The organism is Halomonas sp. NyZ770, from assembly GCF_020616575.1.
Lineage (GTDB): Bacteria > Pseudomonadota > Gammaproteobacteria > Pseudomonadales > Halomonadaceae > Vreelandella > Vreelandella hamiltonii.
The window spans coordinates 2018578-2042237 of the sequence record NZ_CP085143.1; the positions used below are offsets into that span (position 1 = coordinate 2018578).

The 23660-nt window shown below is 58.3% G+C and carries 23 protein-coding genes; 3 read left to right on the top strand and 20 right to left on the bottom strand.

What is annotated here, in order from left to right; all coding sequences use genetic code 11:
* Window positions 1–60: 60 nt before the first annotated feature.
* The 6 genes from LG409_RS09290 to LG409_RS09315 all read right to left on the bottom strand — a co-directional run bounded on the left by LG409_RS09290 (window position 61) and on the right by LG409_RS09315 (window position 7133).
* On the bottom strand, window positions 61–771 hold the full coding sequence (locus tag LG409_RS09290; protein ID WP_319799348.1) for an ABC transporter permease: 711 nt from the start codon (window positions 769–771) through the stop codon (window positions 61–63).
* A 98-nt stretch (window positions 772–869) separates the two neighbouring features.
* Complete coding sequence (locus LG409_RS09295) at window positions 870–1829, bottom strand: ABC transporter ATP-binding protein (protein ID WP_039181792.1); 960 nt, start codon at window positions 1827–1829, stop codon at window positions 870–872.
* Window positions 1826–3025, bottom strand: coding sequence for an ABC transporter permease (locus tag LG409_RS09300; protein ID WP_189463148.1), 1200 nt, complete (start codon window positions 3023–3025; stop codon window positions 1826–1828). The genes LG409_RS09295 and LG409_RS09300 overlap by 4 nt, the downstream gene beginning before the upstream one ends.
* A gap of 3 nt (window positions 3026–3028) precedes the next feature.
* Entirely contained in the window at window positions 3029–3952 is a 924-nt protein-coding gene (gene osmF / locus LG409_RS09305; protein WP_039181798.1) for a glycine betaine ABC transporter substrate-binding protein OsmF, read from the bottom strand.
* A 104-nt stretch (window positions 3953–4056) separates the two neighbouring features.
* Window positions 4057–5442, bottom strand: a complete 1386-nt coding sequence (cysS, locus tag LG409_RS09310) for a cysteine--tRNA ligase (protein ID WP_189463150.1) — start codon at window positions 5440–5442, stop codon at window positions 4057–4059.
* 11 nt (window positions 5443–5453) lie between these two features.
* On the bottom strand, window positions 5454–7133 hold the full coding sequence (locus LG409_RS09315; protein ID WP_039181804.1) for a glutamine--tRNA ligase/YqeY domain fusion protein: 1680 nt from the start codon (window positions 7131–7133) through the stop codon (window positions 5454–5456).
* A 156-nt stretch (window positions 7134–7289) separates the two neighbouring features.
* Between LG409_RS09315 and LG409_RS09320 the strand changes: the two genes are divergently transcribed.
* Together LG409_RS09320 and LG409_RS09325 are read left to right on the top strand one after the other, a co-directional pair.
* Entirely contained in the window at window positions 7290–7790 is a 501-nt protein-coding gene (locus LG409_RS09320; protein WP_016913930.1) for a peptidylprolyl isomerase, read from the top strand.
* 14 nt (window positions 7791–7804) lie between these two features.
* Window positions 7805–8596, top strand: a complete 792-nt coding sequence (locus tag LG409_RS09325) for a UDP-2,3-diacylglucosamine diphosphatase (RefSeq protein ID WP_227406534.1) — start codon at window positions 7805–7807, stop codon at window positions 8594–8596.
* Window positions 8597–8646: 50 nt separating this feature from the next.
* Here the strand turns inward: LG409_RS09325 and LG409_RS09330 are convergent, their stop codons facing one another.
* The 8 genes from LG409_RS09330 to LG409_RS09365 form a co-directional block, all read right to left on the bottom strand.
* The gene (locus LG409_RS09330) at window positions 8647–10464 is read right to left on the bottom strand and encodes a SurA N-terminal domain-containing protein (RefSeq protein WP_096922928.1); all 1818 of its coding nucleotides are present in this window, start codon (window positions 10462–10464) and stop codon (window positions 8647–8649) included.
* Between the two features lie 111 nt (window positions 10465–10575).
* Entirely contained in the window at window positions 10576–10848 is a 273-nt protein-coding gene (locus LG409_RS09335; protein WP_009724302.1) for an HU family DNA-binding protein, read from the bottom strand.
* Window positions 10849–11040: 192 nt separating this feature from the next.
* Window positions 11041–13467, bottom strand: coding sequence for an endopeptidase La (gene lon / locus LG409_RS09340; protein WP_227406535.1), 2427 nt, complete (start codon window positions 13465–13467; stop codon window positions 11041–11043).
* 163 nt (window positions 13468–13630) lie between these two features.
* Complete coding sequence (gene clpX, locus LG409_RS09345) at window positions 13631–14911, bottom strand: ATP-dependent Clp protease ATP-binding subunit ClpX (protein ID WP_039181818.1); 1281 nt, start codon at window positions 14909–14911, stop codon at window positions 13631–13633.
* 73 nt (window positions 14912–14984) lie between these two features.
* Window positions 14985–15602, bottom strand: coding sequence for an ATP-dependent Clp endopeptidase proteolytic subunit ClpP (gene clpP / locus LG409_RS09350; protein WP_016913935.1), 618 nt, complete (start codon window positions 15600–15602; stop codon window positions 14985–14987).
* A 66-nt stretch (window positions 15603–15668) separates the two neighbouring features.
* On the bottom strand, window positions 15669–17021 hold the full coding sequence (gene tig, locus LG409_RS09355) for a trigger factor (protein ID WP_039181821.1): 1353 nt from the start codon (window positions 17019–17021) through the stop codon (window positions 15669–15671).
* 174 nt (window positions 17022–17195) lie between these two features.
* The gene (locus tag LG409_RS09360; protein ID WP_096922926.1) at window positions 17196–17564 is read right to left on the bottom strand and encodes a hypothetical protein; all 369 of its coding nucleotides are present in this window, start codon (window positions 17562–17564) and stop codon (window positions 17196–17198) included.
* Between the two features lie 2 nt (window positions 17565–17566).
* Complete coding sequence (locus LG409_RS09365; RefSeq protein ID WP_039181827.1) at window positions 17567–18028, bottom strand: flavodoxin domain-containing protein; 462 nt, start codon at window positions 18026–18028, stop codon at window positions 17567–17569.
* A 140-nt stretch (window positions 18029–18168) separates the two neighbouring features.
* Here LG409_RS09365 and LG409_RS09370 point away from each other — a divergent pair, with 140 nt between their 5' ends.
* A complete protein-coding gene (locus LG409_RS09370; RefSeq protein WP_039181829.1) occupies window positions 18169–18375 on the top strand; it encodes a DUF2788 domain-containing protein in 207 nt (68 codons plus the stop codon).
* A gap of 70 nt (window positions 18376–18445) precedes the next feature.
* Here LG409_RS09370 and LG409_RS09375 read toward each other — a convergent pair whose 3' ends face one another.
* The 6 genes from LG409_RS09375 to infC all read right to left on the bottom strand — a co-directional run bounded on the left by LG409_RS09375 (window position 18446) and on the right by infC (window position 23650).
* The gene (locus LG409_RS09375; RefSeq protein WP_039181832.1) at window positions 18446–18763 is read right to left on the bottom strand and encodes an integration host factor subunit alpha; all 318 of its coding nucleotides are present in this window, start codon (window positions 18761–18763) and stop codon (window positions 18446–18448) included.
* A gap of 79 nt (window positions 18764–18842) precedes the next feature.
* A complete protein-coding gene (pheT, locus tag LG409_RS09380; RefSeq protein WP_227406536.1) occupies window positions 18843–21224 on the bottom strand; it encodes a phenylalanine--tRNA ligase subunit beta in 2382 nt (793 codons plus the stop codon).
* Window positions 21225–21250: 26 nt separating this feature from the next.
* Entirely contained in the window at window positions 21251–22270 is a 1020-nt protein-coding gene (pheS, locus tag LG409_RS09385) for a phenylalanine--tRNA ligase subunit alpha (protein WP_039181837.1), read from the bottom strand.
* 157 nt (window positions 22271–22427) lie between these two features.
* Entirely contained in the window at window positions 22428–22781 is a 354-nt protein-coding gene (gene rplT, locus LG409_RS09390) for a 50S ribosomal protein L20 (protein ID WP_009097607.1), read from the bottom strand.
* A 53-nt stretch (window positions 22782–22834) separates the two neighbouring features.
* The gene (rpmI, locus tag LG409_RS09395; RefSeq protein WP_039181842.1) at window positions 22835–23029 is read right to left on the bottom strand and encodes a 50S ribosomal protein L35; all 195 of its coding nucleotides are present in this window, start codon (window positions 23027–23029) and stop codon (window positions 22835–22837) included.
* An 81-nt stretch (window positions 23030–23110) separates the two neighbouring features.
* Window positions 23111–23650: a translation initiation factor IF-3 gene (infC, locus tag LG409_RS09400; RefSeq protein ID WP_081135803.1), complete on the bottom strand. Its 540-nt coding sequence runs from the start codon at window positions 23648–23650 to the stop codon at window positions 23111–23113.
* Between the last annotated feature and the right edge of the window lie 10 nt (window positions 23651–23660).

Consider the following 23660-nt stretch of genomic DNA (forward strand, 5'->3'; position numbering starts at 1 on the left):
TGACACATGTCAACGCAACACTTGGACAGTAACGCAGTCTCCCGCCGTTAGGGATTCAACTTAAGACGCAGATCGGCGTGCAAGGCGTTGTTGGAGGGCATTGAAGGCACTATCGACAGTGAGCGCCAGCAGGGCAATCGACAGCGCCCCCTGGACGATATACGCCATGTTGTCATTGATGATCCCCGCGATGATCGGGTCACCCAAATTACTGGCCCCCACGGTTGCGCCCAGCGCCGCCGTGGCAATGTTGATGGTGACCGAAGTGCGAACGCCCGCCAGAATGACTGGCAAGGCCAGCGGCAGCTCGACATGACGCAGCAGTTGCCAGGGCGTCATGCCCATGGCGATGGCCGCCTGCTTGACCACAGGATCAACCTCGTTGATCCCCGTCAAGGTGTTACGCACGATGGGCAGCAGCCCATACAGCATCAGCGCCACGATGATCGGCAGTGTGCCAAATCCCAGTACCGGCACGGCCAGCGCCAGCACCGCCACTGGCGGGAACGTCTGCCCCAGCGACGACAGCTGAGCGACCAGCGGCAGGAAATCTCGGCCCCTGGCCCGGGTGACGGCAATGCCTGCCGAAACGCCCACCAGAAGCGTGACCAGCGCCGCCACGCTCACTACCAGCAGATGCCGCACCAGCAAATCGACAAAATCGGCACGCCCGTAGATCACCTGCCGCGCATTGGGCTCTACCCAGCGAAACAGCGGTTCCAGAGTGGGCATGGCCAACACCAGCACCAGCAGCAAGGCCGCCCAGGCCAGTGGCCAGCCCCACGCGGCATAGCGCGAAGCGGTGGAACTCGTGGGAACAGCGCTGGAAGTGGCTGAGGTCGAAGACGCAGAGCGAGATGGATCCGGCCTCACGTTGGGGTGCCCCTGTCCAACTGGGCTTCCTTGACGATTCTACGCAGCGACAGCTCGCCTATGGGCACATCGTTTTGGTCCACCACGGTCAAGCGGTCGCAGTGGTCACGCAGCATCATGGAAAGCCCCTGCCGCAGCGAAAAGTCAGCGGGAATACGCGACTGGGCTGGCAGCGTGGGGCCCAGAGACGCCATGTGATCCTTGACGCGCGTCAGCCCTGCCTGTTTGAGCCCCCGCTCCAGGCCGCCCAGCAGCGAATCCACGAAAGGGTCGGCGGGATTCTGCAGCAGGGCCAAAGGCGTGCCCTGCTGGACGATACGCCCCTCGCGCATGACGACCAGGTGGTCGGCCAGTTTCAGGGCTTCATCCATGTCATGAGTCACCAGCACCACGGTCTTGTGCAGCCGAGCCTGCAGGCGGGCCAGCTCATCCTGCAGCTTGTCCCGGGTGATCGGGTCCAGGGCACCAAACGGCTCGTCCATCAGCAAAATATCCGGGTCTGCGGCCAGCGCGCGGGCGACGCCCACGCGCTGTGCCTGCCCGCCGGAAAGCTGATGCGGGTATTTGTGCGCAAACTCGCCCACCGGCAGCCCCAGCAAGCCCATCAGCTCTTCGACACGACGGTTGACCTCGGCAGGTGCCCACTTCAACAGCCGCGGTACCAGGCCAATATTGCGCGCGACGGTCCAGTGCGGGAACAGGCCGGTGCTCTGGATGACGTAGCCGATACGTCGGCGAAGTTTGACCGGGTCGTAGTGCTCTATCGCCTGGCCATCCAGAATGATGTCGCCACGGGTATGTTCGATCAGCCGATTGATCATGCGTAGCGTGGTGGACTTACCGCATCCGGAGGTACCCACCAGGGCACAGAACTTGCCCTTGGCCACCCGCAGTGAAATATCATCCACCGCCGTTTCGTCACCAAACTGCTTGGAGACATGGGAAAGCTCGATCATTGCTGTCCTCCGGGGCGTAGCGCTTCCGCCAGCGCCCCTAATCCTGCATCCACGATCAGCGCCAGCACCAGGATTGGCAGCGCACCCAGCAGCACCATGTCCATGGCCGCCTGCCCCAACCCTTGAAAAATGAAGGTGCCGAGCCCCCCGGCACCAATCAGCGCCGCCACCGCCGTGAGACCGATGGCCTGTACGGCGGTGACTCTTACCCCTTCCAGCAACACCGGCAGCGCCAGCGGTAGCCGCACCTGCCAGAACCGCTGAGGGCTCCGCATTCCCATGGCCTTGGCCGCTTCCAGGGTCTCTGCACTGACCTCCTCCAGGGCAACGTAAGTATTACGCACCATGGGTAACAGGCTGTAGGCAATCAAGGCGATCAGCGCCGGGGCATTGCCAATTCCACTGACGCCCATGGCTGCCAAGGCAGGCACATTGGCCGCCAGCCAGGCCAAGGGGGCTAGCAGCAAGCCGAACAGCGCCAGACTGGGAATCGTCTGCAGAAAATTGAGTAGCCCAAAGGCGACGGTTTGCAGGCGCCGGTAGCGGCGCATCAGCATGGCCAGCAGCATACCCATCACGACGCTGACGCTCACGGCACTGCTGACCAGCACGATATGTTGACTCAACGCACGGTAGAACTGCCGCTCCCGGGCCTGAAACTCCTGCACCAGGGCCAGCGCCTGCAATCCGAAGGCAGCGCACAGCCACCACAAGATGCCGATGCCGAGCAGCAGCAGCGCTGTCCACCATCGGGATAGCCCAAGCCGCAGGCGTACTTCCACCAGACACAGCAACAGCACGAACAGCACCGTCCAGTAGGCAGTCCCGATGCCTAGCCTGGCCTGGGGCGCATCCACGGGTATTAGCCAGTGCCCGGCGACCATCAGGCCAAACGGCATCAGCAACAGCGTCAGGGTAATCACCCCCAGCAGCGCCCGATAATGGCGCGTGCTGGGCACCCAGGCCAGGGCGGCCATGGCGATGAACAGAAGCGATACCAGTACGCCACCGGGCCAGCCAATGGCCGCCACCATTCCAAACCCCGTTCCCGTGACGATCCGATTGGGCGCCACGGTCACCAGATGGAAAGACCAGGCTGCCGCCAGCATGGCGGCGCTCAGGCACAGCAGTACGACATTAGGTTGCCAGCGGCGCCGAATGGCCGCTGGCGATGGCAGTGCGTCGATCAACGACATTCATCAGTCATCCAGGCTATCGAGATATTCGCGAGCCACCTGGTCGGCAGAGCGACCGTTGACGGCCACGTCCGCGTTGAGCGTTTGCAGGGTCACCAGATCCAGCGTCGCAAACACGTCATTGAGCAGGCCTTCGATGTCGGGGTACTGGGCCAGCACGTCTTCTCGTATCACTGGCGCAGGCTGGTAGACCGGCTGCACGCCCAGCGTATCCTCCAGCACCCGCAGTCCCAGCGCGGTGAGCCCGCCATCGGTACCGTAGGTCATGGCACCGTTGACGCCGCTGGTTTGCTGGGCGGCTGCGCGCATGGTGGCGGCGGTATTGCCCCCGGAGAGCACCAGCAACTGGTCATCGCTCAACTCGAAGCCGTAGGCGTCCTGAAACGCCGGCAGGGCCTGCTCGGATTCGACGAATTCCGCACTGGCTGCAAACTTGAACTCGCCCCCGTCGGCCAGATAGCTGGCCAGGTCTTCCAGGGTGTCGAGCCCATGGGTCTCGGCCACATCCTGACGAATGCTCATGGCCCAGGTGTTGTTGGCACTGGCCGGCTGCAGCCAGATCAAGCCTTGCTCCGCATCCCGTTCACGAACGGTCTGATAGGCATCATCAGCACTGTTCCACACCGGACTGTCGGTCATATCGAAAAAGAACGCACCGTTACCGGTATACTCTGGATAGACGTCGATTTCAGCGGCCAGCAGGGCATTCCTCACCACGCTGGTCGCTCCCAGTTGCAGGCGGTCCTGGGTGGCAATCCCATTGCGCTCCAGGGTCTGGATGATCAGTTCTCCCAACACCGAGCCTTCCGTGTCGATTTTGGAAGAGACCACCACCGGCTCGCTGGCATGGGCCGTCGTGAGTACCGTCGAGGTAACGACCACCGTGGACAAGCAGGCGGTCAGCAGGGGGTTCAGCAGTCGGCGCATGGGGGTCATCCTTTGAGTGAGCATCCTGAGAGTGTCGCTTCAGTATACGAGGCAACTGCGTTGAAGTCAGACGCCGCCTCAACGGCATCCGACTTCCTTCGTCATCAAGGCGCTTCGATGACCCAAGTCGTGCCTTCTCGTGAGTCTTTCAGCACGATGCCAAGCGCTGCCAGCTCGTCACGAATGGCATCGGCGCGGGCGAAGTCCTTGTTGGCTTTGGCCGCCTGACGCTCGGCAATTCTGGCTTCGATCTCGCCTTCACTCAGCGCCATCGAATGCTGCGCCCCTTTCAGGAAAGCCTGCGGCGTCTGCTGCAAGAGCCCCAGCACTCCCGCCAGGCGCTGCAGCTCTCCGGCCAGGCGGGGCGCAGCTTCCGGCTGGTCGCTCTTGGCGCGGTTGAGATCCCTTGCCAGGTCGAACAGTACGGCCAGCGCTTCCGGGGTATTGAAATCATCATCCATGGAAGCAGTGAACCGCTCGGCATAACTCCCCTGCTCACCCTCAGACGCCACCTCGACACCTTCAAGGGCGGTATACAGGCGCGTCAACGACTTGCGTGCCTCGACCAGCGAATCCACGGAGTAGTTGATCGGGCTGCGATAGTGGCTGGCCACCAGCAGATAGCGCACGACCTCCGGGTCATGCTCCGCCAGCACATCACGAATGGTGAAGAAGTTGCCCAGCGACTTCGACATCTTTTCCTGATTGACGCGCACGGCACCGGCATGCATCCAGGTGTTCACGTAGGTCTTGCCCGTGGCCGCTTCCGACTGGGCAATCTCGTTTTCGTGATGGGGGAAGGTCAGATCCGGCCCACCGCCATGAATATCGAAGGTGTCCCCCAGGCAGCAGGTGGACATGGCCGAACATTCGATATGCCAGCCTGGGCGGCCGTCCCCCCAGGGGGAGTGCCAATGGGCTTCTCCCGGCTTGGCCGCTTTCCAGAGCACGAAGTCCAGCGGGTCTTCCTTGTGCACGTCCACTTCCACGCGCGCGCCAGAGCGCATGTCATCCAGCTGGCGGTTGTTGAGCTTGCCGTAATCGGCAAACTTGCGCACCCGATAGTAGACGTCGCCGTTTTCCGCAGCGTAGGCAAAGCCTTTTTCCACCAGCGTTTCGATCATGCGGATGATGTCGCCAATATGCCCCGTGGCACGGGGCTCCTGGCTGGGGGGCAGCACATTCAGCCGCGCTTCGTCTTCATGCATGGCCGCGATCATGCGCTCGGTGAGCGCGCTGATGGCCTCACCGTTCTCCTCGGCACGCTTGAGGATCTTGTCGTCGATATCCGTGATGTTGCGCACGTAGGTCACGTCGTAGCCACGGTGGCGCAGGTAGCGGGTAATCACGTCAAAGGCCACCATCACCCTGGCGTGGCCAAGGTGACAGTAGTCATACACCGTCATGCCGCAGACGTACATGCTTACCTTGCCATCGACAAGGGGCTTAAAAGGCTCTTTGCGGCGTGTCAGCGTATTGTAAATGTGCATATGACGTTTCCTTAACCCTTCTGTTTGATTTTCGCCCAGCTATCTTTCAAGCCCACGGTGCGGTTGAACACCAGATGCTCTGCACTGGAGGCGTGGCGGTCGGCGCAGAAATAGCCCATCCGCTCGAACTGGAAACGATCTTCCGGCGCGGCGCTGGCCAGGCTGGGCTCACCGATGGCCTGGCAGGTGACCAACGACTCGGGATTCAGGTGCTCGAGGAAATCCACATCCTTGTCGCGATCCGGCTGCTCGACCATGAACAGGTTGTCATAGAGGCGTACTTCCATCGGCACACCGTGTGCGGCGCTGACCCAGTGAATGACGCCCTTGACCTTGCGGCCTTCCGGATTTTTGCCCAGGGTGTCGAAATCCACCGAGCAGTGCAGCTCCTGGATCTCGCCAGCGTCGTTCTTGACCACTTCATCGCAGCGGATCACGTAGCTATTGCGCAGACGCACTTCCTTGCCAGGGGCCAGTCGGAAGAACTTCTTCGGCGCATCCTCCATGAAGTCGTCCTGGTCGATGTACAGCTCGCGACCAAACGGCACCTTGCGCATCGGCATGTCGTCACGGGCGGGGTGGCCCGGCACTTCGTAGACCTCTTCGTGGTCTTCCGGCACGTTGGTCAACACCACTTTCAGCGGCTTCAGCACACACATGGCGCGGGGGGCGTTGTCTTCCAGGTCCGAACGAATGGCATGGGTCAGCATGGCAATGTCCACCAGGCCGCCATCCGAACGGGTCACGCCGATCATTTCACAGAATTTGCGGATCGAAGCCGGGGTATAGCCGCGGCGGCGCATGCCCGAGATGGTCGGCATGCGTGGGTCGTCCCAGCCATCCACGATCTGCTCATCCACCAGCAGCTTGAGCTTGCGCTTGGAGGTCAGCGTGTAGTCGAGGTTCAGCCGCGCAAACTCGATCTGGCGGGGTTTGGCGGGCACCGGCAGATTGTTCAGGAACCATTCGTACAGCGGACGATGGTCTTCGAACTCCAGGGTACAGATGGAGTGGGTGATCCCTTCGATGGCATCCGACTGGCCGTGGGTGAAGTCGTAGGAAGGATAGATCTTCCAGGCGTCACCGGTCTGGTGATGATGGGCGTGACGAATACGGTACAGAATGGGGTCGCGAAGATTGATGTTGGGCGACGCCATGTCGATTTTGGCGCGCAGCACTTTCTCGCCTTCGGCAAACTCGCCCTTGCGCATACGCTCCAGCAGATCGAGATTCTCTTCGACGCTGCGCTCCCGGTAAGGGCTGGGCTTGCCGGGTTCGGTCAAGGTACCGCGATACTCCCGGATCTCATCGGGAGAGAGGTCGTCGACATAGGCTTTCCCTTCGCGGATCAGGTGCTGCGCCCAGGCATAGAGCTGCTCGAAATAGTCGGAGGCAAAGCGTACGGGGCCTGCCCACTCGAAGCCCAGCCAACTGACGTCTTCCTTGATGGCATCGATATACGCCTGCTCTTCCTTCGCCGGGTTGGTGTCGTCGAACCGCAGATGACACTCACCACCCAACTGCTCGGCGAGCCCGAAATTCAGGCAGATCGACTTGGCATGGCCGATATGCAGGAAGCCGTTGGGCTCCGGAGGGAAGCGCGTCACAATTTTGGTGACCTGGCCGCCCGCTATCTCGTCGCGTACTTGGTTGCGAATGAAGTTCGGCGCTGGGGTGGTCTCGTTGGTCATGGTGGTGTTGATAACCTCATCGTGGATGGCGTGCCGGGCAACCGATGCCTATGCTAAACGGGTTAGCGCTTCGCGGTGCCGAGCAAAACCGCTATTATAACGTGACGCCGATGCACAGCGCCAAGGCGAACGCCTTTATTGAACAGGAATTTATCCATGATCGTATTACAGACGAACCACGGTGACATCACTATTGCTCTCAATCACGAAAAAGCGCCTGCCACCGCAGCCAATTTCGAGCAATACGTGCGCGATGGCTTTTACGACGGCACGCTGTTCCACCGGGTCATCGATGGTTTCATGATTCAAGGGGGCGGCTTCGACCAGGAGTTCAACCAGAAGCCGACACGCGACCCCATCGAAAACGAAGCCGACAACGGTCTGCAGAACACCATCGGCACGCTGGCCATGGCCCGCACCCAGGACCCCCACTCTGCCACCGCCCAGTTTTTCATCAACGTCGGTAACAACAGCTTCCTGAACCACAGCGGCAAAAGCCTGCAAGGCTGGGGTTACGCGGTATTTGGTGAAGTAGTGGACGGCATGGACGTGGTCAACGCCATCAAGGCCGTGAGCACCACGCGCCGTGGCATGCACGCAGACGTACCCGCCGAAGACGTGGTCATCGAGCGCGCCTACCTGAAGGATGCGGAATAACCGTCGGGAGTCTTATGCGTACGCTGCTGATCGCTGACATGCATTTGAGTAACGACACCCCTGAGCTCAATCAGGGGTTTTATCGTTACCTGGAGCATACCGCCAAAGGGGCCGAGGATCTTTACATTCTGGGCGACCTGTTCGACGCCTGGATCGGAGACGACTTGCTGGATACGCCTCACCCCCTCAGCGGGGTGGCCCATGAGGTGATCAAGCGCCTGCGGGCACTGAGCGATGCGGGCACGTCCATTTTTTTCATCCACGGCAACCGGGACTTTCTGATCGGCGAACGCTTCATCAACGCCTGTCAGGCCACCCTGCTGCCCGACAGTGAGCAAGTGGAATTGCAGGGCGTAGCCGCCGTCATTCTGCACGGTGACAGCCTGTGCACCAAAGATGAGGCCTACATGGCGTTTCGCGCCCAGTCTCGCCACCCTGAGTGGCAAGCGCAGATCCTGGCCATGCCGCTGGAGCAGCGGCTAGAGTTGGCCAAGAGCCTGCGTATGCAGTCTGGGGATGCCAACGCCAACAAGGCCGAGGCCATCATGGATGTGACCCACGCAGAAGTCGTGGCCACGATGCAGCGCCATGGGGTGAACATCATGATCCATGGCCACACCCATCGCCCCAAGGTCCATGACCTCACCGTCGAAGACGTACCTGCCAAGCGCTTCGTGCTGGGCGACTGGGACGAGACGCACGGCTGGGACATTGTCGTGGAGCACTCGAGCGAGCGCCACCCGGAGCCCGTACTGCGCCAGTTCTCGATGACCAACCCGCCCGGGTTCGACGGCGAATCGCACTAAGCACAGGCCCCGTCATGAAAAAGCCGATCACATGGATCGGCTTTTTCGTTTTAGCGCTCTATCCTGGCATCACTGCGCAGGTCATCGATCAATCCTTGAATGATCGCCTGAGCCCGCAGCTGTTCGGCCATTTGTGACACGAAAGCATTCATCTGCTCGTCCGCCTGCCCTTCGTTGACACTGTCCAATGCAACGACGGCAACGCCCTGAGGCAAGGCCACGGCACGGTAAACGCTGTCGCCCTCTTCAGGGTGTGGCATGCGGAACACTTCACGGATCAGCGTTTGTGGCAAAGTGCTGTCCGATTGACGGGTGATGTTGGACGCACTCATCCAGTCCAGCTCCAAGGCTTGACCGTCGCGCAGAGCCGCAATCATCTCATTGGCCTCTTCCTGCAAGGCCTGCTGGCGCTGCTGGGCCGCTACGGCCTGTTCTACCTCATCACGCACGTCGTCAAGAGGCAAGAGCGTCGCGTCACGATGCTCGGCCACGCGAAGCACCAGGCGACGGTCACTGTCCAGCTCGATGACCTCGCTATTGTAACCTTCACCCAGCACGTCAGCGCTGAACGCCTCATCCAGCACGCCCGGCTCGGAAAGCGCTCCTTCACCTTCCCCACGCGCCAACCAGTCGCTCTCGTTGAGCGTCAGGCCGAGGTCATCCGCAACGGACTGCAGATCGTCTGCCGCGAAGCTCTCATCGATCAGACGCTGCACCTGACGATTGAAGTCATCATTGACCTCACGCAGCGCCACTTCCTGGGCCAAACGGTCACGCTGCTCTTCGAAAGAAGGCGCATCCAGCTCGGTAACCTGCAGGATATGGAAAGCACCGTCCATTTCGACGACCTGGGACGTCTCACCGACCCCAAGGGCAAACGCTGCGTCATCGAAGGCATCACCAAAGAAGCCGCGACTGATCACGCCCAGATCACCACCCTGCTCGGCACTGGCGGTGTCGTCCGAAAAACGCACGGCGGTGTCGGCGAAACTCTCACCACTGTTCAGGTCAGCCAGCGCCTCATTGGCCAGCTGCTGGGCCTCTTCACGGCCACGCTCGGAACCAAAGGTCACCATGATATGGGAAACACGACGGTCGGCATCGCGATTCTGCTCACTCCAGGCAGCGCGGAGTTCGCTCTCGTCCACAGCAATATCTTCAGCCATGGCCTGGCGGTCGATCACCACGTACTCGACGCGCACCTGTTCCGGGCGCTCGAAGCGTTCCTGGTTGGCGTCATAGTAGGCCTGCATCTGCTCCTCGGTGACCTCTACTTCATAAGCAGCATCATTGGCATCCAGCATCACGTAGCGGAAATCTCGCTGCTGGCCTTGCAGGTCTGCCAGACGCTGCTCTTCATTGGCCAAGCTGAAGTCACTGAAAGCCAAGCCCTGCTGCAGTTGCTGACGCTTGATATCCATCCGCAGCTCTTCACGGAACGAGAGCGGCGTGTAACCCGCTCCTGCCAGACGATTCCGGAACATTTCTGCAGAAAAGCGCCCATCCTGATCATGAAACTCAGGCAGTGTCACGATCATCTGGTCAAGCTGAGCGTCGGAGACGTAAAAACCGCCGTCCTCAGCATACTGACGCAGTAAAGACTGAGTGATGAGCTGGTCGAGCATATCGTTGCGCAGTGCCCGCTCCTGCTCAGGAGGCACTTGCCCAGAACGCAGCGCACGCTGCACTTCGAGCTCCACCTGCTGACGCACGATGGGCTCGCCGTTGACGCTCGCCACTTCATTGGGGTCGCTACCAAAGACACTGAACAGCGACTCCACACCAAAAAGCGCCATGGCCGCGACCATGACACCAATGATTATCTTGGCACCCCAGCTTCTGGAGCCATCTCGAATACTTTGCAGCATGCTAGCCTCAGATCATCAAAGCCATTTATCGCCCAAACCATCGGGCCAGAAAAGAACATGGGCGCATCGCGGATGCGATGCGCCCATTAGCTTACAGCAAACGCGAGCCAATTAGTTGACGGCGTCTTTCAGCGCTTTACCGGCTTTGAAGCTGGGCACTTTGGCAGCGCTGATTTCGATCGGCTGACCCGTCTGAGGGTTGCGACCCGTACGGGCGGCACGTTCTTTGATGGCGAAAGTACCAAAACCTACTAAAGAAACGCTTTCGCCTTTTTTGAGGCTATCGGTGACAGACTCCACCATGGCATCCAATGCGCGGGTTGCCGCTGCTTTCGGAATATCAGCAGATGCGGCAATAGCTTCAATCAGCTCGGACTTATTCACACTTCACCCCTTGACTGTTTCAAAAAAATGGCTCTGAACGGCACGGTCACCGAGTGCAACAACCTCAAAGCATAGCTGCGTTTTATAGCAATGCCTTGAAACACCTGTCAAGCAACCGTGCCGTGAAATGCCCGTCGCTCAAGGCATTGGGCAAATTTATTAAGCAAAATTAAAGCAGGACTGCTTTAACACTTAATGGGTGCTTGCAACAGCATTGGTACTGAACGACTTATCCGCTGCTTTCAACGCGGCCTTGTCGTCCACCGATTCGGCTAACGCAACGGCCAATACGTCATCTATCCATCGTACGGGACGAATATCAAGTGCTCCTTTGATATTATCCGGCACTTCCTTGAGATCTCGGCGATTTTCCTCAGGGATCAGGACGGTCTTTATACCACCGCGGCGAGCTGCCAGCAATTTCTCCTTCAATCCCCCGATGGGCAGTACCTCACCGCGAAGATTGACCTCTCCGGTCATGGCCACGTCACAGCGAACCGGACGCAGTGAATAGGCCGACACGATGGCAGTGACCATGGCGATACCCGCACTAGGTCCGTCCTTGGGCGTCGCGCCTTCGGGCACATGGATATGCAGATCTTCATTCTCAAAGCGCTGAGGATCGATACCGTAAGCAACGGCCCGTGATTTGACCACGGTCTGTGCCGCACTGACCGACTCTTTCATGACGTCGCCCAGTGAACCGGTCTTGTGCAGACGCCCTTTGCCAGGCGTCACGACGGACTCGATATTGAGCAGCTCACCGCCTACCGAGGTCCAGGCAAGCCCCGTCACGCGCCCTACCTGGTCCTCTTGTTCGGCCAGACCGTAGCTGTAGCGACGCACGCCAGCGTAGGTCTCGATATCGTCGGCCAGGAGTACCTGTTTCGCCTGCAGCTGGTTCCCGGCTTTGGTGCCCGAAGTACGCTCCGCTTCCAGCCTTTCGCGCAGCACTTTACGGCACACCTTGGCGATCTGGCGCTCCAGCTCGCGCACTCCCGCCTCGCGGGTGTAGTAGCGCACCAGCTCTAGCAAGGCATCGTCTTCCAACGCCAGCTCTTCGTCTTTAAGGCCATTGGCCTCCAACTGTTTGGGCAGCAGGTAGCGTTTGGCAATGGCCAGCTTCTCGTCTTCCGTGTAGCCCGGCAGACGAATGATTTCCATGCGATCCAGCAGCGGCCCGGGAATGTTCATCGAGTTGGCCGTACAGATGAACAACGTCTCGGAAAGATCGTAGTCCAGCTCCAGATAGTGATCGCTGAAGCTGTTGTTCTGCTCTGGGTCCAGCACTTCCAGCAGTGCTGAGGCCGGATCACCGCGATGGTCCATGCCCAGTTTGTCGACTTCGTCCAGCAGGAACAGCGGGTTTTTGACCCCTGCCCGACTCATCCGCTGCATCAACTTGCCAGGCAGAGAGCCAATGTATGTCCTGCGATGGCCGCGAATCTCGGACTCGTCTCTCACGCCGCCCAGCGCCAGACGCACGTACTTGCGGTTGGTCGCCTTGGCGATGGACTGCCCCAGAGAGGTCTTGCCAACGCCAGGTGGGCCGACCAGACACAGTACCGGGCCACGCATCTTGCGAACGCGCTTTTGCACCGCAAGATATTCGAGAATGCGCGCCTTGACCTCTTCCAGACCATAGTGGTCTTGATCGAGCACTTCTTGCGCTTTGACCAGGTCATGCTTGACACGAGTGCGCTTTTTCCAGGGCACGGCAATCAGCCAGTCCAGGTAGGAGCGCACCACGGTAGCCTCGGCAGAATTCGACGACATCATCTTGAGCTTGTTCAGCTCCTGGGTTGCCTTGTCGGAGGCTTCTTTCGGCATACCCGATTCTTGAATGGCACGCTCATACTTCTCGGCCTCATTGGGCACATTGTCCAGCTCACCCATTTCTTTCTGGATGGCCTTCATCTGCTCGTTCAGGTAGTACTCGCGCTGGGTCTTTTCCATCTGCTCCTTGACCCGGGAGCGGATGCGTTTTTCGACCTGCAGCAAGTCGATTTCTGATTCGATCAGCGCCATCAGGTGCTCGATACGATCACGCACCCGATCCATTTCGAGCAGGTCCTGCTTGTCACCGATCTTCAATGACAAGTGTGCGCAGATTGTGTCTACCAAACGGCTGGGATCTTCTATACCCGACAGAGAGTTGAGCACTTCATTGGGCACTTTTTTCGACAGTTTGACGTATTGCTCGAACTGATTGAGCAGCACGCGCACCAGCGCCTCCTGCTCACGACTGGTCAGAGGCTCACTGTCGCGGGGCAGAAGATGGGCCTGAGTGTAACCGGCCTCGTTCTCCTCGATACGGACGACATCCGCACGAAAGCTGCCTTCGATCAGCACTTTCACCGTGCCATCAGGCAATTTGAGTAGCTGCATGATGTCTGCCACGGTGCCCATGGCATACAAATCCGTATTGTCCGGCTCATCTTGAGACGCTTCACGCTGAGCCACCAGCAATACACGTTTGTCCGCTTCCATCGCGGCTTCAAGCGCTTGAATGGATTTTTCGCGACCCACGAAAAGCGGAATGACCATCTGCGGGTACACGACCACATCCCGCAGCGGCAACAGGGGTAGACATTGTGTCTGATCGGCGTTCTGCTGCATCGCAGACGTTCCTCAATTTCGGATGAGTACTTGAACGGCATTCAAGCCGGATACTTTGCCAAGCAGCTCATGATACAAGACGTATGAACAACAAGGGGCCGCCTAGGCGACCCCTTGGATTGGCGCATGCGGTGGTCATCAGACCGCGCGGAAACCCGGGCGGTTAACCATCGGTGCCGTCAACGCGGGCAGCCTCTTGCTGGGAGTAGATCAGCAGTGGCTCGCTTTCGCCGGCAATCACCGAACCTTCGATGACCACTTTGCTGACGCCTTCCAATGAAGGGATTTCGTACATGGTATCCAGCAGCACGGACTCCAGAATCGAGCGCAAACCACGAGCTCCGGTCTTGCGCTCCATGGCTTTGGCAGCCACGGCACGCAGTGCCTCATCCCTGAACTCCAGCTCCACGTCTTCCATCTCGAACAGCTTGGCGTACTGCTTGACCAGCGAGTTCTTGGGCTCCGTGAGAATCTGCACCAAGGCATCTTCGGTGAGCTCGGTCAACGTGGCGATGACAGGCAAACGACCCACGAACTCGGGAATCAGGCCAAATTTCACCAGATCCTCGGGCTCGACGTCGGCCAACAGCTCACCCACGCCCCGACTGGACTCCTTGCTTTTCACGCTGGCATTGAAACCGATACCACCTTTTTCAGCGCGATCACGGATGACTTTGTCCAGTCCGGCAAAAGCACCACCAACGATGAACAGGATGTTGGCCGTATTGACCTGTACGAACTCCTGCTGGGGATGCTTGCGCCCACCTTGGGGAGGCACGGACGCCGTCGTTCCTTCGATGAGCTTGAGCAGCGCCTGTTGAACACCCTCACCCGATACATCACGAGTAATCGAGGGGTTATCCGACTTGCGAGAAATCTTGTCGATCTCATCGATATAGACAATGCCACGCTCGGCTTTCTCTACATCGTAATCACACTTCTGAAGCAGTTTCTGGATGATGTTTTCGACATCCTCACCCACATAGCCCGCTTCTGTCAGCGTAGTGGCGTCTGCAATCGTGAAGGGTACATTCAATAGCCGCGCCATGGTTTCCGCCAGCAGCGTTTTGCCGCTACCGGTAGGACCAATCAGGAGAATGTTGGATTTACCCAGCTCCACGTCGCCTTCGCGCACCTCTGATTTGAGACGCTTGTAGTGGTTGTATACCGCTACGGACAGCACCATCTTGGCGCGGTCTTGCCCGATGACGTAATCGTCCAATGTATGACGTATTTCGCGGGGCGTGGGTAAACGCTCCTCATCGCTCTCGGCATCGGCTTCGAGAACTTCCTCGCGAATGATGTCATTACACAAGTCGACACACTCATCGCAGATATAAACGGACGGGCCAGCAATCAGCTTGCGTACTTCGTTCTGGTTTTTACCGCAAAACGAGCAGTACAGCAGCTTGCCACCTTCGTCCTTGCCTTTGCCGTCGGCCATTCGCGTACCTCTGTCACTAAGGCGGCCAGAGCCGCCTGAAAAGCTCTTAGAAAAGCAGAATCCTACTACGCTATCAGGATGTAGGACGCTTATCCAGCACTGCGTCAATCAAGCCATACTCTTTTGCTTTATTGGCGCTCATGAAGTTATCACGGTCGGTATCACGGGCCACCGTTTCGATATCTTGACCCGTATGATGGGCCAGAATCTGGTTCAGCTTCTCACGAATACCGAGAATTTCACGGGTATGAATCTCGATATCCGACGCCTGACCCTGATAACCGCCCAACGGCTGGTGGATCATGACGCGCGAGTTGGGCAGACAGTAGCGCTTGCCAGCAGCACCCGCCGTCAGCAGCAAGGCGCCCATGCTGGCCGCTTGACCAATACACACCGTGGAGACGTCCGGCTTGATGAACTGCATGGTGTCATAAATCGACATGCCAGCCGTGACCGAACCGCCAGGCGAATTGATGTACAGATGAATATCTTTGTCGGGGTTCTCAGACTCCAGAAACAGCAGCTGAGCGACCACCAGGTTGGCCATGTAGTCTTCCACAGGACCCACCAGAAAAATGACGCGCTCTTTCAACAGGCGCGAGTAGATGTCGTAGGCTCTTTCCCCTTTGGCGCTTTGCTCCACCACCATGGGCACTAAACCGCCGGCGTTTTGAATATCAAACTCACTCATTCGGGTGATTCCTTGCGTCCGGTAAGGGAAAAGCGCACCTGAGAACAGGTGCGCGACTCGATGAGATCAGGCGCTCGCCTGCTCGCTTTCTTCAGCGGTCTCATCTTGCTCAGCCTGCTGCTGGGCGGCTGCCAGTGCCTGCTGATAAGACATTTCAACGTCTTTGACGTTCGTTTGCTCCAGCAGTTTCTCGACCGCCTTCTCTTCGAGGATGGCAGACTTCACCTGGGTTTTGAGCTGCTCGTTACCCATGTAGTACTCGACGACTTCCGAGGGGTCTTGATACTGCTCAGCCAGCTCTTCCACCTTCGCCTTGATGGCGGCATCATCGGCATCCAGCTCGTTGGATTTGATGACTTCCGCCAGCAGCAAGCCTACCTGCACGCGGCTCTTGGCCTGGTCGGCAAACAGCTCATTGGGCAGTTGGCTGACGTCGAAGTCTTCACCCAGACCGAATTGCTGAGCTGCCTGACGCTTCATGGCGTCGGTTTCCTGCTGCACCAGCGCGCTCGGCACGGGGATGTCGTTGGCTTTCTTCAGCGCATCCAGCACCTGCTGCTTGACACGGTTATCCACGGCTTGTGCCGCTTCACGGGTCATGTTCTTCTTGATTTCAGCGCGGAACTGGCTTTCGTCGCCGCCTTCAACGCCAAAACGCTCGATGAACGCCGCATCCACTTCCGGCAGCTTCTGGCTGCTGACCTTGTGGACAGTGACCTTGAAAGTCGCTTCCTGACCTGCCAGATGCTCGGCCTGGTAATCTGCCGGGAAGGTGACGGAAATCGTTTTCTCTTCACCCGCCTTGGCACCGATCAGCTGATCTTCGAAACCAGGAATGAAGCTGTTCGATCCGATGACCAACGCGTGGCCTTCAGCACTGCCGCCTTCGAAAGGCTCATCGCCCAGGAAGCCCTGAAAATCGATGGTGACCTGATCGCCAGAGGCAGCAGCGGCGTCGACTTCTTCCCAGGCAGCGTTTTGCTTGCGCAGGGTATCGATCATCTCGTCGACATCGGCATCATTGACGGCGACGACCGGACGCTCTACTTCAGTACCTTCGATGGAGGCCAGCTCGACCTGCGGGTAGATTTCCATGATCGCGACGAACTCGAGATCTTTGCCCGCCTGGTTTACCTTGGGCTCGATCTGCGGGAAGCCAGCAGGATTGAGGCCTTCTTCGGTGATGGCGCGCACGTAACGCTCGCGCATGACTTCGCCAACCACTTCATTGCGCACGCTGTCGCCGTAACGCTGGTTAACAACGGCCATCGGCACCCGGCCTTGGCGAAAACCGTTCAGGCGAACGTTTTTCGCAGTCTCTTTCAAGCGAGCGCTGACGGCCCCATCGATTTCTGCTGCCGGCACTTGAATAGTGATACGGCGTTCGATCTGGGAGGTCGTCTCGACGGAAACTTGCATGAATTGTCCTCTAGCGGCTGGGCGTTGGGTTGATTACGTAAAATTGATTCAAGAGGGCGATTTTAAGAACCCTGACGCAAGGAGGCAAGCGCCATGCTCGCAAGATGGGGGCTAGCCCCCCAATTTCAAGGGTTCGGGCATCAAAAACAGGCGCATTCCAATGCTTGCACGACTTCAAGCGCGCGAACGCCACCAAAGTGTGACGGCATGCAACAGTAGCCCACAGGTGGCCGCGTGGGAGATGAATTCCTGCCAACTGATCCACGCCGTGAACAGCGCATGCCAACCACCCATGATGATGGCGCCCAACAACATCATGACACTAAGGCGCTTGAGCAGCGCTGGCAACCGCTGACGAGCCTCGACGGGAAGCATCTTCCACTGCACCGCAGCCGCCCCTGCCACCAGCACCAGGGCCATGACGATCAGCGTTTGACGAGTCTCATGCCCGCCCGCCAGATAGCGCGGCAAAGCAGACAACATGACCACGCACAGGCCAATGGCAATGCTTACCCGTTCAGGAGAGTGAGCCGCTGACTGCATGGTTACGCCACCTTCAACTGCTGAGCCACGATCCACTCTTCCACCCACGGCACTGCAGCATCATCGGCCATGAAGGTCTCCATGGCATCGACTTCCAACCGTTCCCCGAGACGCTGAGCACCCAACGATGTCAGCAGCTCGTCCAGTGCACGGCCGGCACCGCAGAACGTATCGCCATAGGAGCTGTCGCCGAGCGCGATCAGTCCGTAACGAAGACCGGTGAGCGAAGGTGACTGGTCTTTCAGGCTGCGCACGAACGGTACGATATTGCCAGGAAAGTCGCCACTACCGGTGGTCGACAAGCAAAACAGCGTCAGGTCATTATCTCCACTCACGTCTGTCAACGTTGGCTGTTCAGACACCACTACGGCATATCCCGCCTTCTCGAACAGCGGCTTGACCTGCTCGGCTACGTCAAGGGCACCGCCATACATGGTGCCCACCACAATCGTCATCTTTGGCATTGCTTACTCCCAGTTCACAATGTTCAGTCGACAAATACCTGATGAATTTGGTCAAATATTAACACGACTGGCAAAAGCCGCGCACGTTGCGCACGCCCTTCTTCCTTCTACTCTTACATCTTCTATCTGCAGGAGCGCTTATGCAGCAAGCCTTTGAGACATGGATCACCCCTATCATGATCGGCGGCTTGATCGTGTTCATGTGCTTCATCATTTGGGATTTGGCCAAAAAGTCGAATGCAGGCAAATTCGGCACGATCATGCTGTTCGTCGTACTCGGCGCAGGCATGATGGGTTACATCATCAAAGTCATCATCACCTGGTTGATCGAAGGGAGAGGCCTGTAGCCTTTCTAATCTTTCAGCCATAAAAAAAGGAGTGCTTTCCAGCACTCCTTTTCGACATGGGTGGTCAAGGCTAATCCGGCTTGCCAAGACCACTTTCGCTCGCATACCGCTCTACCTGCTGCTTGAGCTTCTGACCAGGCCTGAAGGTCACTACTCGGCGCGCCGAAATCGGAATTTCCTCTCCGGTCTTGGGGTTGCGCCCTGGACGCTCACGCTTGTCGCGCAGGTCGAAATTACCAAATCCTGACAGCTTCACTTGCTCGTTTTCACGTAAGCAAGCGCGAATCTCTTCGAAAAAAGCTTCGACCATCGCTTTTGCTTCTCGTTTTGACAGCGCCAGCTCGCTATGTAAATGCTCTGCTAGCTCTGCTTTGGTCAACGCACCCATAAGGCTCCTCCATGTAGCAAACGGTGTAGCAAACGCACTGCCAGGATCGTGGTAAGCGTCATGTCATGGCATGGCGTCATCAACCGCGCAGATCAGCGTTCAGCTCGGTACGCACGGTAGTCACAATGGCATCAACCAACTGGTTGATTTCTTCATCATTTAGCGTGCGCGATGCGTGTTGCCAGGTCAAGCCCAGCGCAATGCTCTTGTGACCTTCGGCAACGCCCTTACCAGCATAGACATCAAACAGCTTGATGTCTTTCAAGCTTTCTCCCGCCTGAGACTTCGCACAGTCGAGCAGCGCCTGCACTGGCGTCTCTTCCTTGACCGTGAACGCCAGATCGCGGCGCACTTCTGGATAGCGGGAAAGTGGTTCAAAGGCGGGAACTGCACCTTGACTCAGAGCATCCAGTCGCACTTCGAACAGCACGGCATCCACTTTCAGGCCCAATTTGGCACGCACCTGAGGATGCAGCGTTCCAATCCAGCCAACCGGCTTCCCTTTATGCAGCACCTTGGCCGTCTGCCCCGGATGCAAAGCCGAGTGCTCGCCAGGTTCGAAGCGCCAATCTTCTGCAGCCCCCCCCAGTGCCAGCACACTCTCAAGGTCGCCCTTGAGATCATAGAAATCGACGGCTGCCTTACCGCCACTCCAGCCTTCTGCTTCACGACCTCCGCACACCAGCGCCCCCATCATGGGTACTTGAGAAAGATCGTCCAGCGGGCCATTGAACACCAGGCCCGTCTCGAAGAGACGAACGCGCGACTGCTGGCGATTGAGGTTGTGCTCCAGCGCCCTCACCAGCCCCGGAAACAGACTGGCTCGCATGACGGACAGATCCGCCGAAATCGGGTTGGCCAATACGGGTGATACGGCGTCGGGCAGCAGTGCCGCCTGAAGGTCTGGCGCCACGAAGCTATACGTCACCGCTTCCTGATAACCACGAGCCACCAGCTGGTTACGCAGACGCGCCAGCGTCAGGGTCGACTCGTTGGCAGGACGCAGCGCCAGGCGAGCGGCTGGTCGGCGGACGGGCAGATTGTTGTAACCATGCACACGAGCGACCTCTTCGATGAGGTCTTCTTCGATGGCAATGTCGAAACGCCAGCTGGCTGCCTTGACCTTCCAACCCTCCGCCAAGCGCTCCACTTGCAGCCCCAGGCGCTCGAGGATATCGCTCACCTCATCACCTGGCAGCTGCTTGGAAAGCGCTGCTTCGAGTCGTGCTTCACGCAGCATGATGGTCTTCGGTGCAGGTATTGCCTGCTGGTGAACAGCTTCCGTAACCGGGCCAGCCTGGCCACCACAGATCTCCAGCAGCAATTGGGTCGCCCGTTCGATCGCGCTACTGGCCAACTCAGGGTCCACCCCACGCTCGTAGCGGTGCGAGGCATCCGTATGAAGGCCATAAGAGCGAGCCTTGCCCGCAATCGCTAGCGGCGCGAAAAATGCAGACTCCAGGAAAATGGTGTGCGTTTTCTCGCTGACGCCAGAGTTTTCCCCTCCCATGACACCGGCCATGGCCAGGGGCCCACGCTCATCAGTAATCAACAGCGTATCCTGACGAAGCGCTACGTCCTGGCCGTCCAGCAAGGTCAGTCGCTCTGACGACTGCGCCATGCGCACACAAATACTGCCGTGAAGGTTGTCGCGGTCAAAGGCATGCAGCGGCTGACCCAGCTCGAGCATGACGTAGTTGGTGACATCGACGACCGGGTCGATCGAGCGCACGCCACTGCGGCGCAGCCGCTCCACCATCCATAGCGGCGTTTCCACCTGTACGTCGACATCCTTGATGACACGCCCCAGATAGCGGGGGCACTGCTCTGCGGCGTCCACGCGCACAGGGAAAGTATCGTCGATCGTGGCGGGCACCGGCGTAATCTGCGGGCCGCTGACAGGCAGTCTGTTCAGCACGCCCACTTCGCGCGCCAACCCTTTGATGCTCAGACAATCACCGCGGTTAGGCGTCAGATCGACCTCGATGGTCATGTCGTCCAACTGCATGTACTCGCGGAAGCTGACGCCGACCGGAGCTGCCTCGGAGAGTACCAGAATGCCTGGCGAGGTTTCCTCCTCCAAACCCAGCTCGGATGCCGAGCAGATCATGCCATTGGATTCGACACCACGCAGCTTGGCTTTCTTGATCTTGAAGTCGCCCGGCAGCACTCCGCCCACCTGGGCAAAAGGAATTTTCTGACCGACTGCCACGTTGGCGGCACCACACACCACCTGGACGGGCGCGCCGGTACCGTCATCCACGGTGCACACATTGAGCTTGTCGGCATCCGGGTGCTTCTCTTTACTCAACACTTCGGCAACGACGACGCCACTGAAAGCTGCAGCAACGGCCTCGACCGCGTCGACTTCGAGCCCTGCCATGGTGATCTGATCGGCAATGGCTTGCGCATCCAACTGCGGAGCAACCCATTCACGCAGCCACTGTTCTGAAAACTTCATAATTTTTCCCGTCGTAAGCAGCAGTATCAGGTGAATTGGCGCAGGAAGCGCAAATCGTTCTCGAAGAATAGGCGTAGATCATTGACCCCATAGCGCAACATGGCCAGACGCTCGGCACCCATGCCAAATGCAAACCCGGTATAGCGCTCGGTATCGATCCCCGAATGACGAAACACCTCAGGGTGCACCATGCCGCAACCCATGACTTCCAGCCAGCCACTGTGAGAACAGACACGACACCCTTCACCGCTGCACATCACGCACTGAATATCGACTTCCGCCGAGGGTTCGGTGAACGGGAAGTAGGAAGGACGAAAGCGAACTGACAAGTCGTCACGCTCGAAAAACGCCTGCAGGAAGTCTTCGATAGTGCCTTTCAAGTCGGCAAAACTGACGCCCTCATCCACCAGCAGCCCTTCTACCTGGTGGAACATGGGCGTGTGGGTCAGGTCGGAATCGCTACGATAAACGCGCCCCGGACAAACGATCCGGATGGGCGGCTCGCTACTTTTCATGGTACGCACTTGCACCGGCGAGGTATGGGTACGCAGCAACCGCGTCGCATCGAAGTAAAACGTATCCGCCATGCCGCGCGCAGGATGATGGGCAGGAATGTTGAGTGCTTCGAAATTATGGTAGTCGTCTTCGATTTCAGGCCCTACCGCAACATCGTAGCCAATTCTGGTAAACAGCCCCTCGATACGCTCCAGCGTTCGCGTCACGGGGTGCAGCCCTCCGCTGGCTTGCCCACGCCCTGGCAGAGTGACATCGATCCGCTCTGCTGCCAGGCGCGCATCCAGGGCGGCATTTTCCAGCTGCTGGCGCTTGCTATCGATTTCCGCCGACAGGGTCTGCTTGGCCTGGTTGATCTGCTCACCTGCGGCAGGTCGCTCTTCGGCCGATAGTTTACCCAACCCTTTCAGCAAGGCAGTCACTTCGCCTTTCTTGCCCAGGTAACGTACGCGCAACTCATCCAGCGACGAGACACTCTGCGCAGCCTGGATAGCTTCGCGGGCCTCAGACACCAGAGTAGGAAGGTGGTCCATCCGATTTCACTCCGAATTAAGCGGCTCCATCCACGGGGATGGCAGGCATGTTGAAGGTGACAAAAAAACAGGGGAAGAGCGGCTGCTCTTCCCCTGCATGGGTCACACTGAAATGACCACGGGCATTTCACGCTGGGCTAGCCCAGTGAAAAGTGCCTTATTGGGCAGCCTTGGCTTTTTCCACGATAGCAGCAAATGCGGCTTTCTCGTGTACAGCCAGGTCGGCCAATACTTTACGGTCGATTTCAATACCGGCTTTCTTCAGGCCACCTACGAAGCGGCTGTAAGACATGCCGTTGATACGTGCACCAGCGTTGATACGCTGAATCCACAGAGCGCGGAATTGGCGCTTGCGGTTGCGACGGTCACGGTAGGCATACTGACCGGCCTTGATGACAGCCTGCTTGGCTACGCGGAAAACACGCGAACGGGCACCGTAGTAACCTTTGGCCTGCTTCAGAACTTTTTTATGGCGACGACGGGCAACTACGCCACGCTTAACACGGGTCATAACACACTCCTGACTTTATGACTGAGACGGTGCTCAGATAAGAAAATTCGACCTTACAGGTTCGGCAGCATGCGCTGAATCAGCGCTTTGTCGGAAGCATGCACTTGCTTCATGCCACGCAGCTGACGCTTACGCTTGGTCGACTTCTTGGTCAAGATGTGGCTACGGAAAGACTGCTTGTGCTTGAAGCCGTTAGCGGTCTTTTTGAAGCGCTTGGCAGCGCCGCTGTTGCTTTTGATTTTCGGCATGAGATAACTCCGCTCGATATTTTTTAGAAAACCCAGGGCCGACCAGCGCAAATGCGCTGGCCCGTTAACAACGCCGTTGGATCACTTCTTTTTCGGGGCAAGGATCATGATCATCTGGCGGCCTTCCATTTTCGGGAAAGACTCCACCGCTCCGATCTCTTCCAGGTCTGCCGCGATCCGCTCCATCAGCTTGCGACCGATGTCCTGATGCGCCATTTCACGACCACGGAAGCGCAATGTGACCTTACCCTTGTCACCACCTTCCAGGAAGCGAATCAGGTTTTTAAGCTTGACCTGATAATCGCCCTCGTCGGTGCCAGGACGGAATTTGACTTCCTTGACCTGGATTTGCTTCTGCTTTTTCTTTTGAGCCGCTTTCTGTTTCTTGGTCTCAAAAACGAATTTGCCGTAATCCATGATCTTGCAGACGATGGGGTCGGCATTCGAGATTTGTACGAGATCCAGACCTGCCGCTTCTGCACGCTCAAGAGCCTCGGAGGTGGGCACTACGCCCAACTGCTCGCCTTCGGCATCGATTAAACGTACTTCTTCTTCGGTGATCCGCTCGTTCATTGGTGGGCGTTTATCTTGTGGACGCCCGCGCTGATTGCTTCGCTTGATTGCTCTGTCT

Coding starts and splice junctions, on each gene's coding strand:
- LG409_RS09295 (WP_039181792.1), bottom strand. CDS start 1,829: ATGATCGAGCTTTCCCATGTCTCCAAGCAGTTTGGTGACGAAACGGCG.
- LG409_RS09300 (WP_189463148.1), bottom strand. CDS start 3,025: ATGTCGTTGATCGACGCACTGCCATCGCCAGCGGCCATTCGGCGCCGC.
- osmF (WP_039181798.1), bottom strand. CDS start 3,952: ATGCGCCGACTGCTGAACCCCCTGCTGACCGCCTGCTTGTCCACGGTG.
- cysS (WP_189463150.1), bottom strand. CDS start 5,442: ATGCACATTTACAATACGCTGACACGCCGCAAAGAGCCTTTTAAGCCC.
- LG409_RS09315 (WP_039181804.1), bottom strand. CDS start 7,133: ATGACCAACGAGACCACCCCAGCGCCGAACTTCATTCGCAACCAAGTA.
- LG409_RS09320 (WP_016913930.1), top strand. CDS start 7,290: ATGATCGTATTACAGACGAACCACGGTGACATCACTATTGCTCTCAAT.
- LG409_RS09325 (WP_227406534.1), top strand. CDS start 7,805: ATGCGTACGCTGCTGATCGCTGACATGCATTTGAGTAACGACACCCCT.
- LG409_RS09330 (WP_096922928.1), bottom strand. CDS start 10,464: ATGCTGCAAAGTATTCGAGATGGCTCCAGAAGCTGGGGTGCCAAGATA.
- lon (WP_227406535.1), bottom strand. CDS start 13,467: ATGCAGCAGAACGCCGATCAGACACAATGTCTACCCCTGTTGCCGCTG.
- clpX (WP_039181818.1), bottom strand. CDS start 14,911: ATGGCCGACGGCAAAGGCAAGGACGAAGGTGGCAAGCTGCTGTACTGC.
- clpP (WP_016913935.1), bottom strand. CDS start 15,602: ATGAGTGAGTTTGATATTCAAAACGCCGGCGGTTTAGTGCCCATGGTG.
- tig (WP_039181821.1), bottom strand. CDS start 17,021: ATGCAAGTTTCCGTCGAGACGACCTCCCAGATCGAACGCCGTATCACT.
- LG409_RS09360 (WP_096922926.1), bottom strand. CDS start 17,564: ATGCAGTCAGCGGCTCACTCTCCTGAACGGGTAAGCATTGCCATTGGC.
- LG409_RS09365 (WP_039181827.1), bottom strand. CDS start 18,028: ATGCCAAAGATGACGATTGTGGTGGGCACCATGTATGGCGGTGCCCTT.
- LG409_RS09370 (WP_039181829.1), top strand. CDS start 18,169: ATGCAGCAAGCCTTTGAGACATGGATCACCCCTATCATGATCGGCGGC.
- LG409_RS09375 (WP_039181832.1), bottom strand. CDS start 18,763: ATGGGTGCGTTGACCAAAGCAGAGCTAGCAGAGCATTTACATAGCGAG.
- pheT (WP_227406536.1), bottom strand. CDS start 21,224: ATGAAGTTTTCAGAACAGTGGCTGCGTGAATGGGTTGCTCCGCAGTTG.
- pheS (WP_039181837.1), bottom strand. CDS start 22,270: ATGGACCACCTTCCTACTCTGGTGTCTGAGGCCCGCGAAGCTATCCAG.
- rplT (WP_009097607.1), bottom strand. CDS start 22,781: ATGACCCGTGTTAAGCGTGGCGTAGTTGCCCGTCGTCGCCATAAAAAA.
- rpmI (WP_039181842.1), bottom strand. CDS start 23,029: ATGCCGAAAATCAAAAGCAACAGCGGCGCTGCCAAGCGCTTCAAAAAG.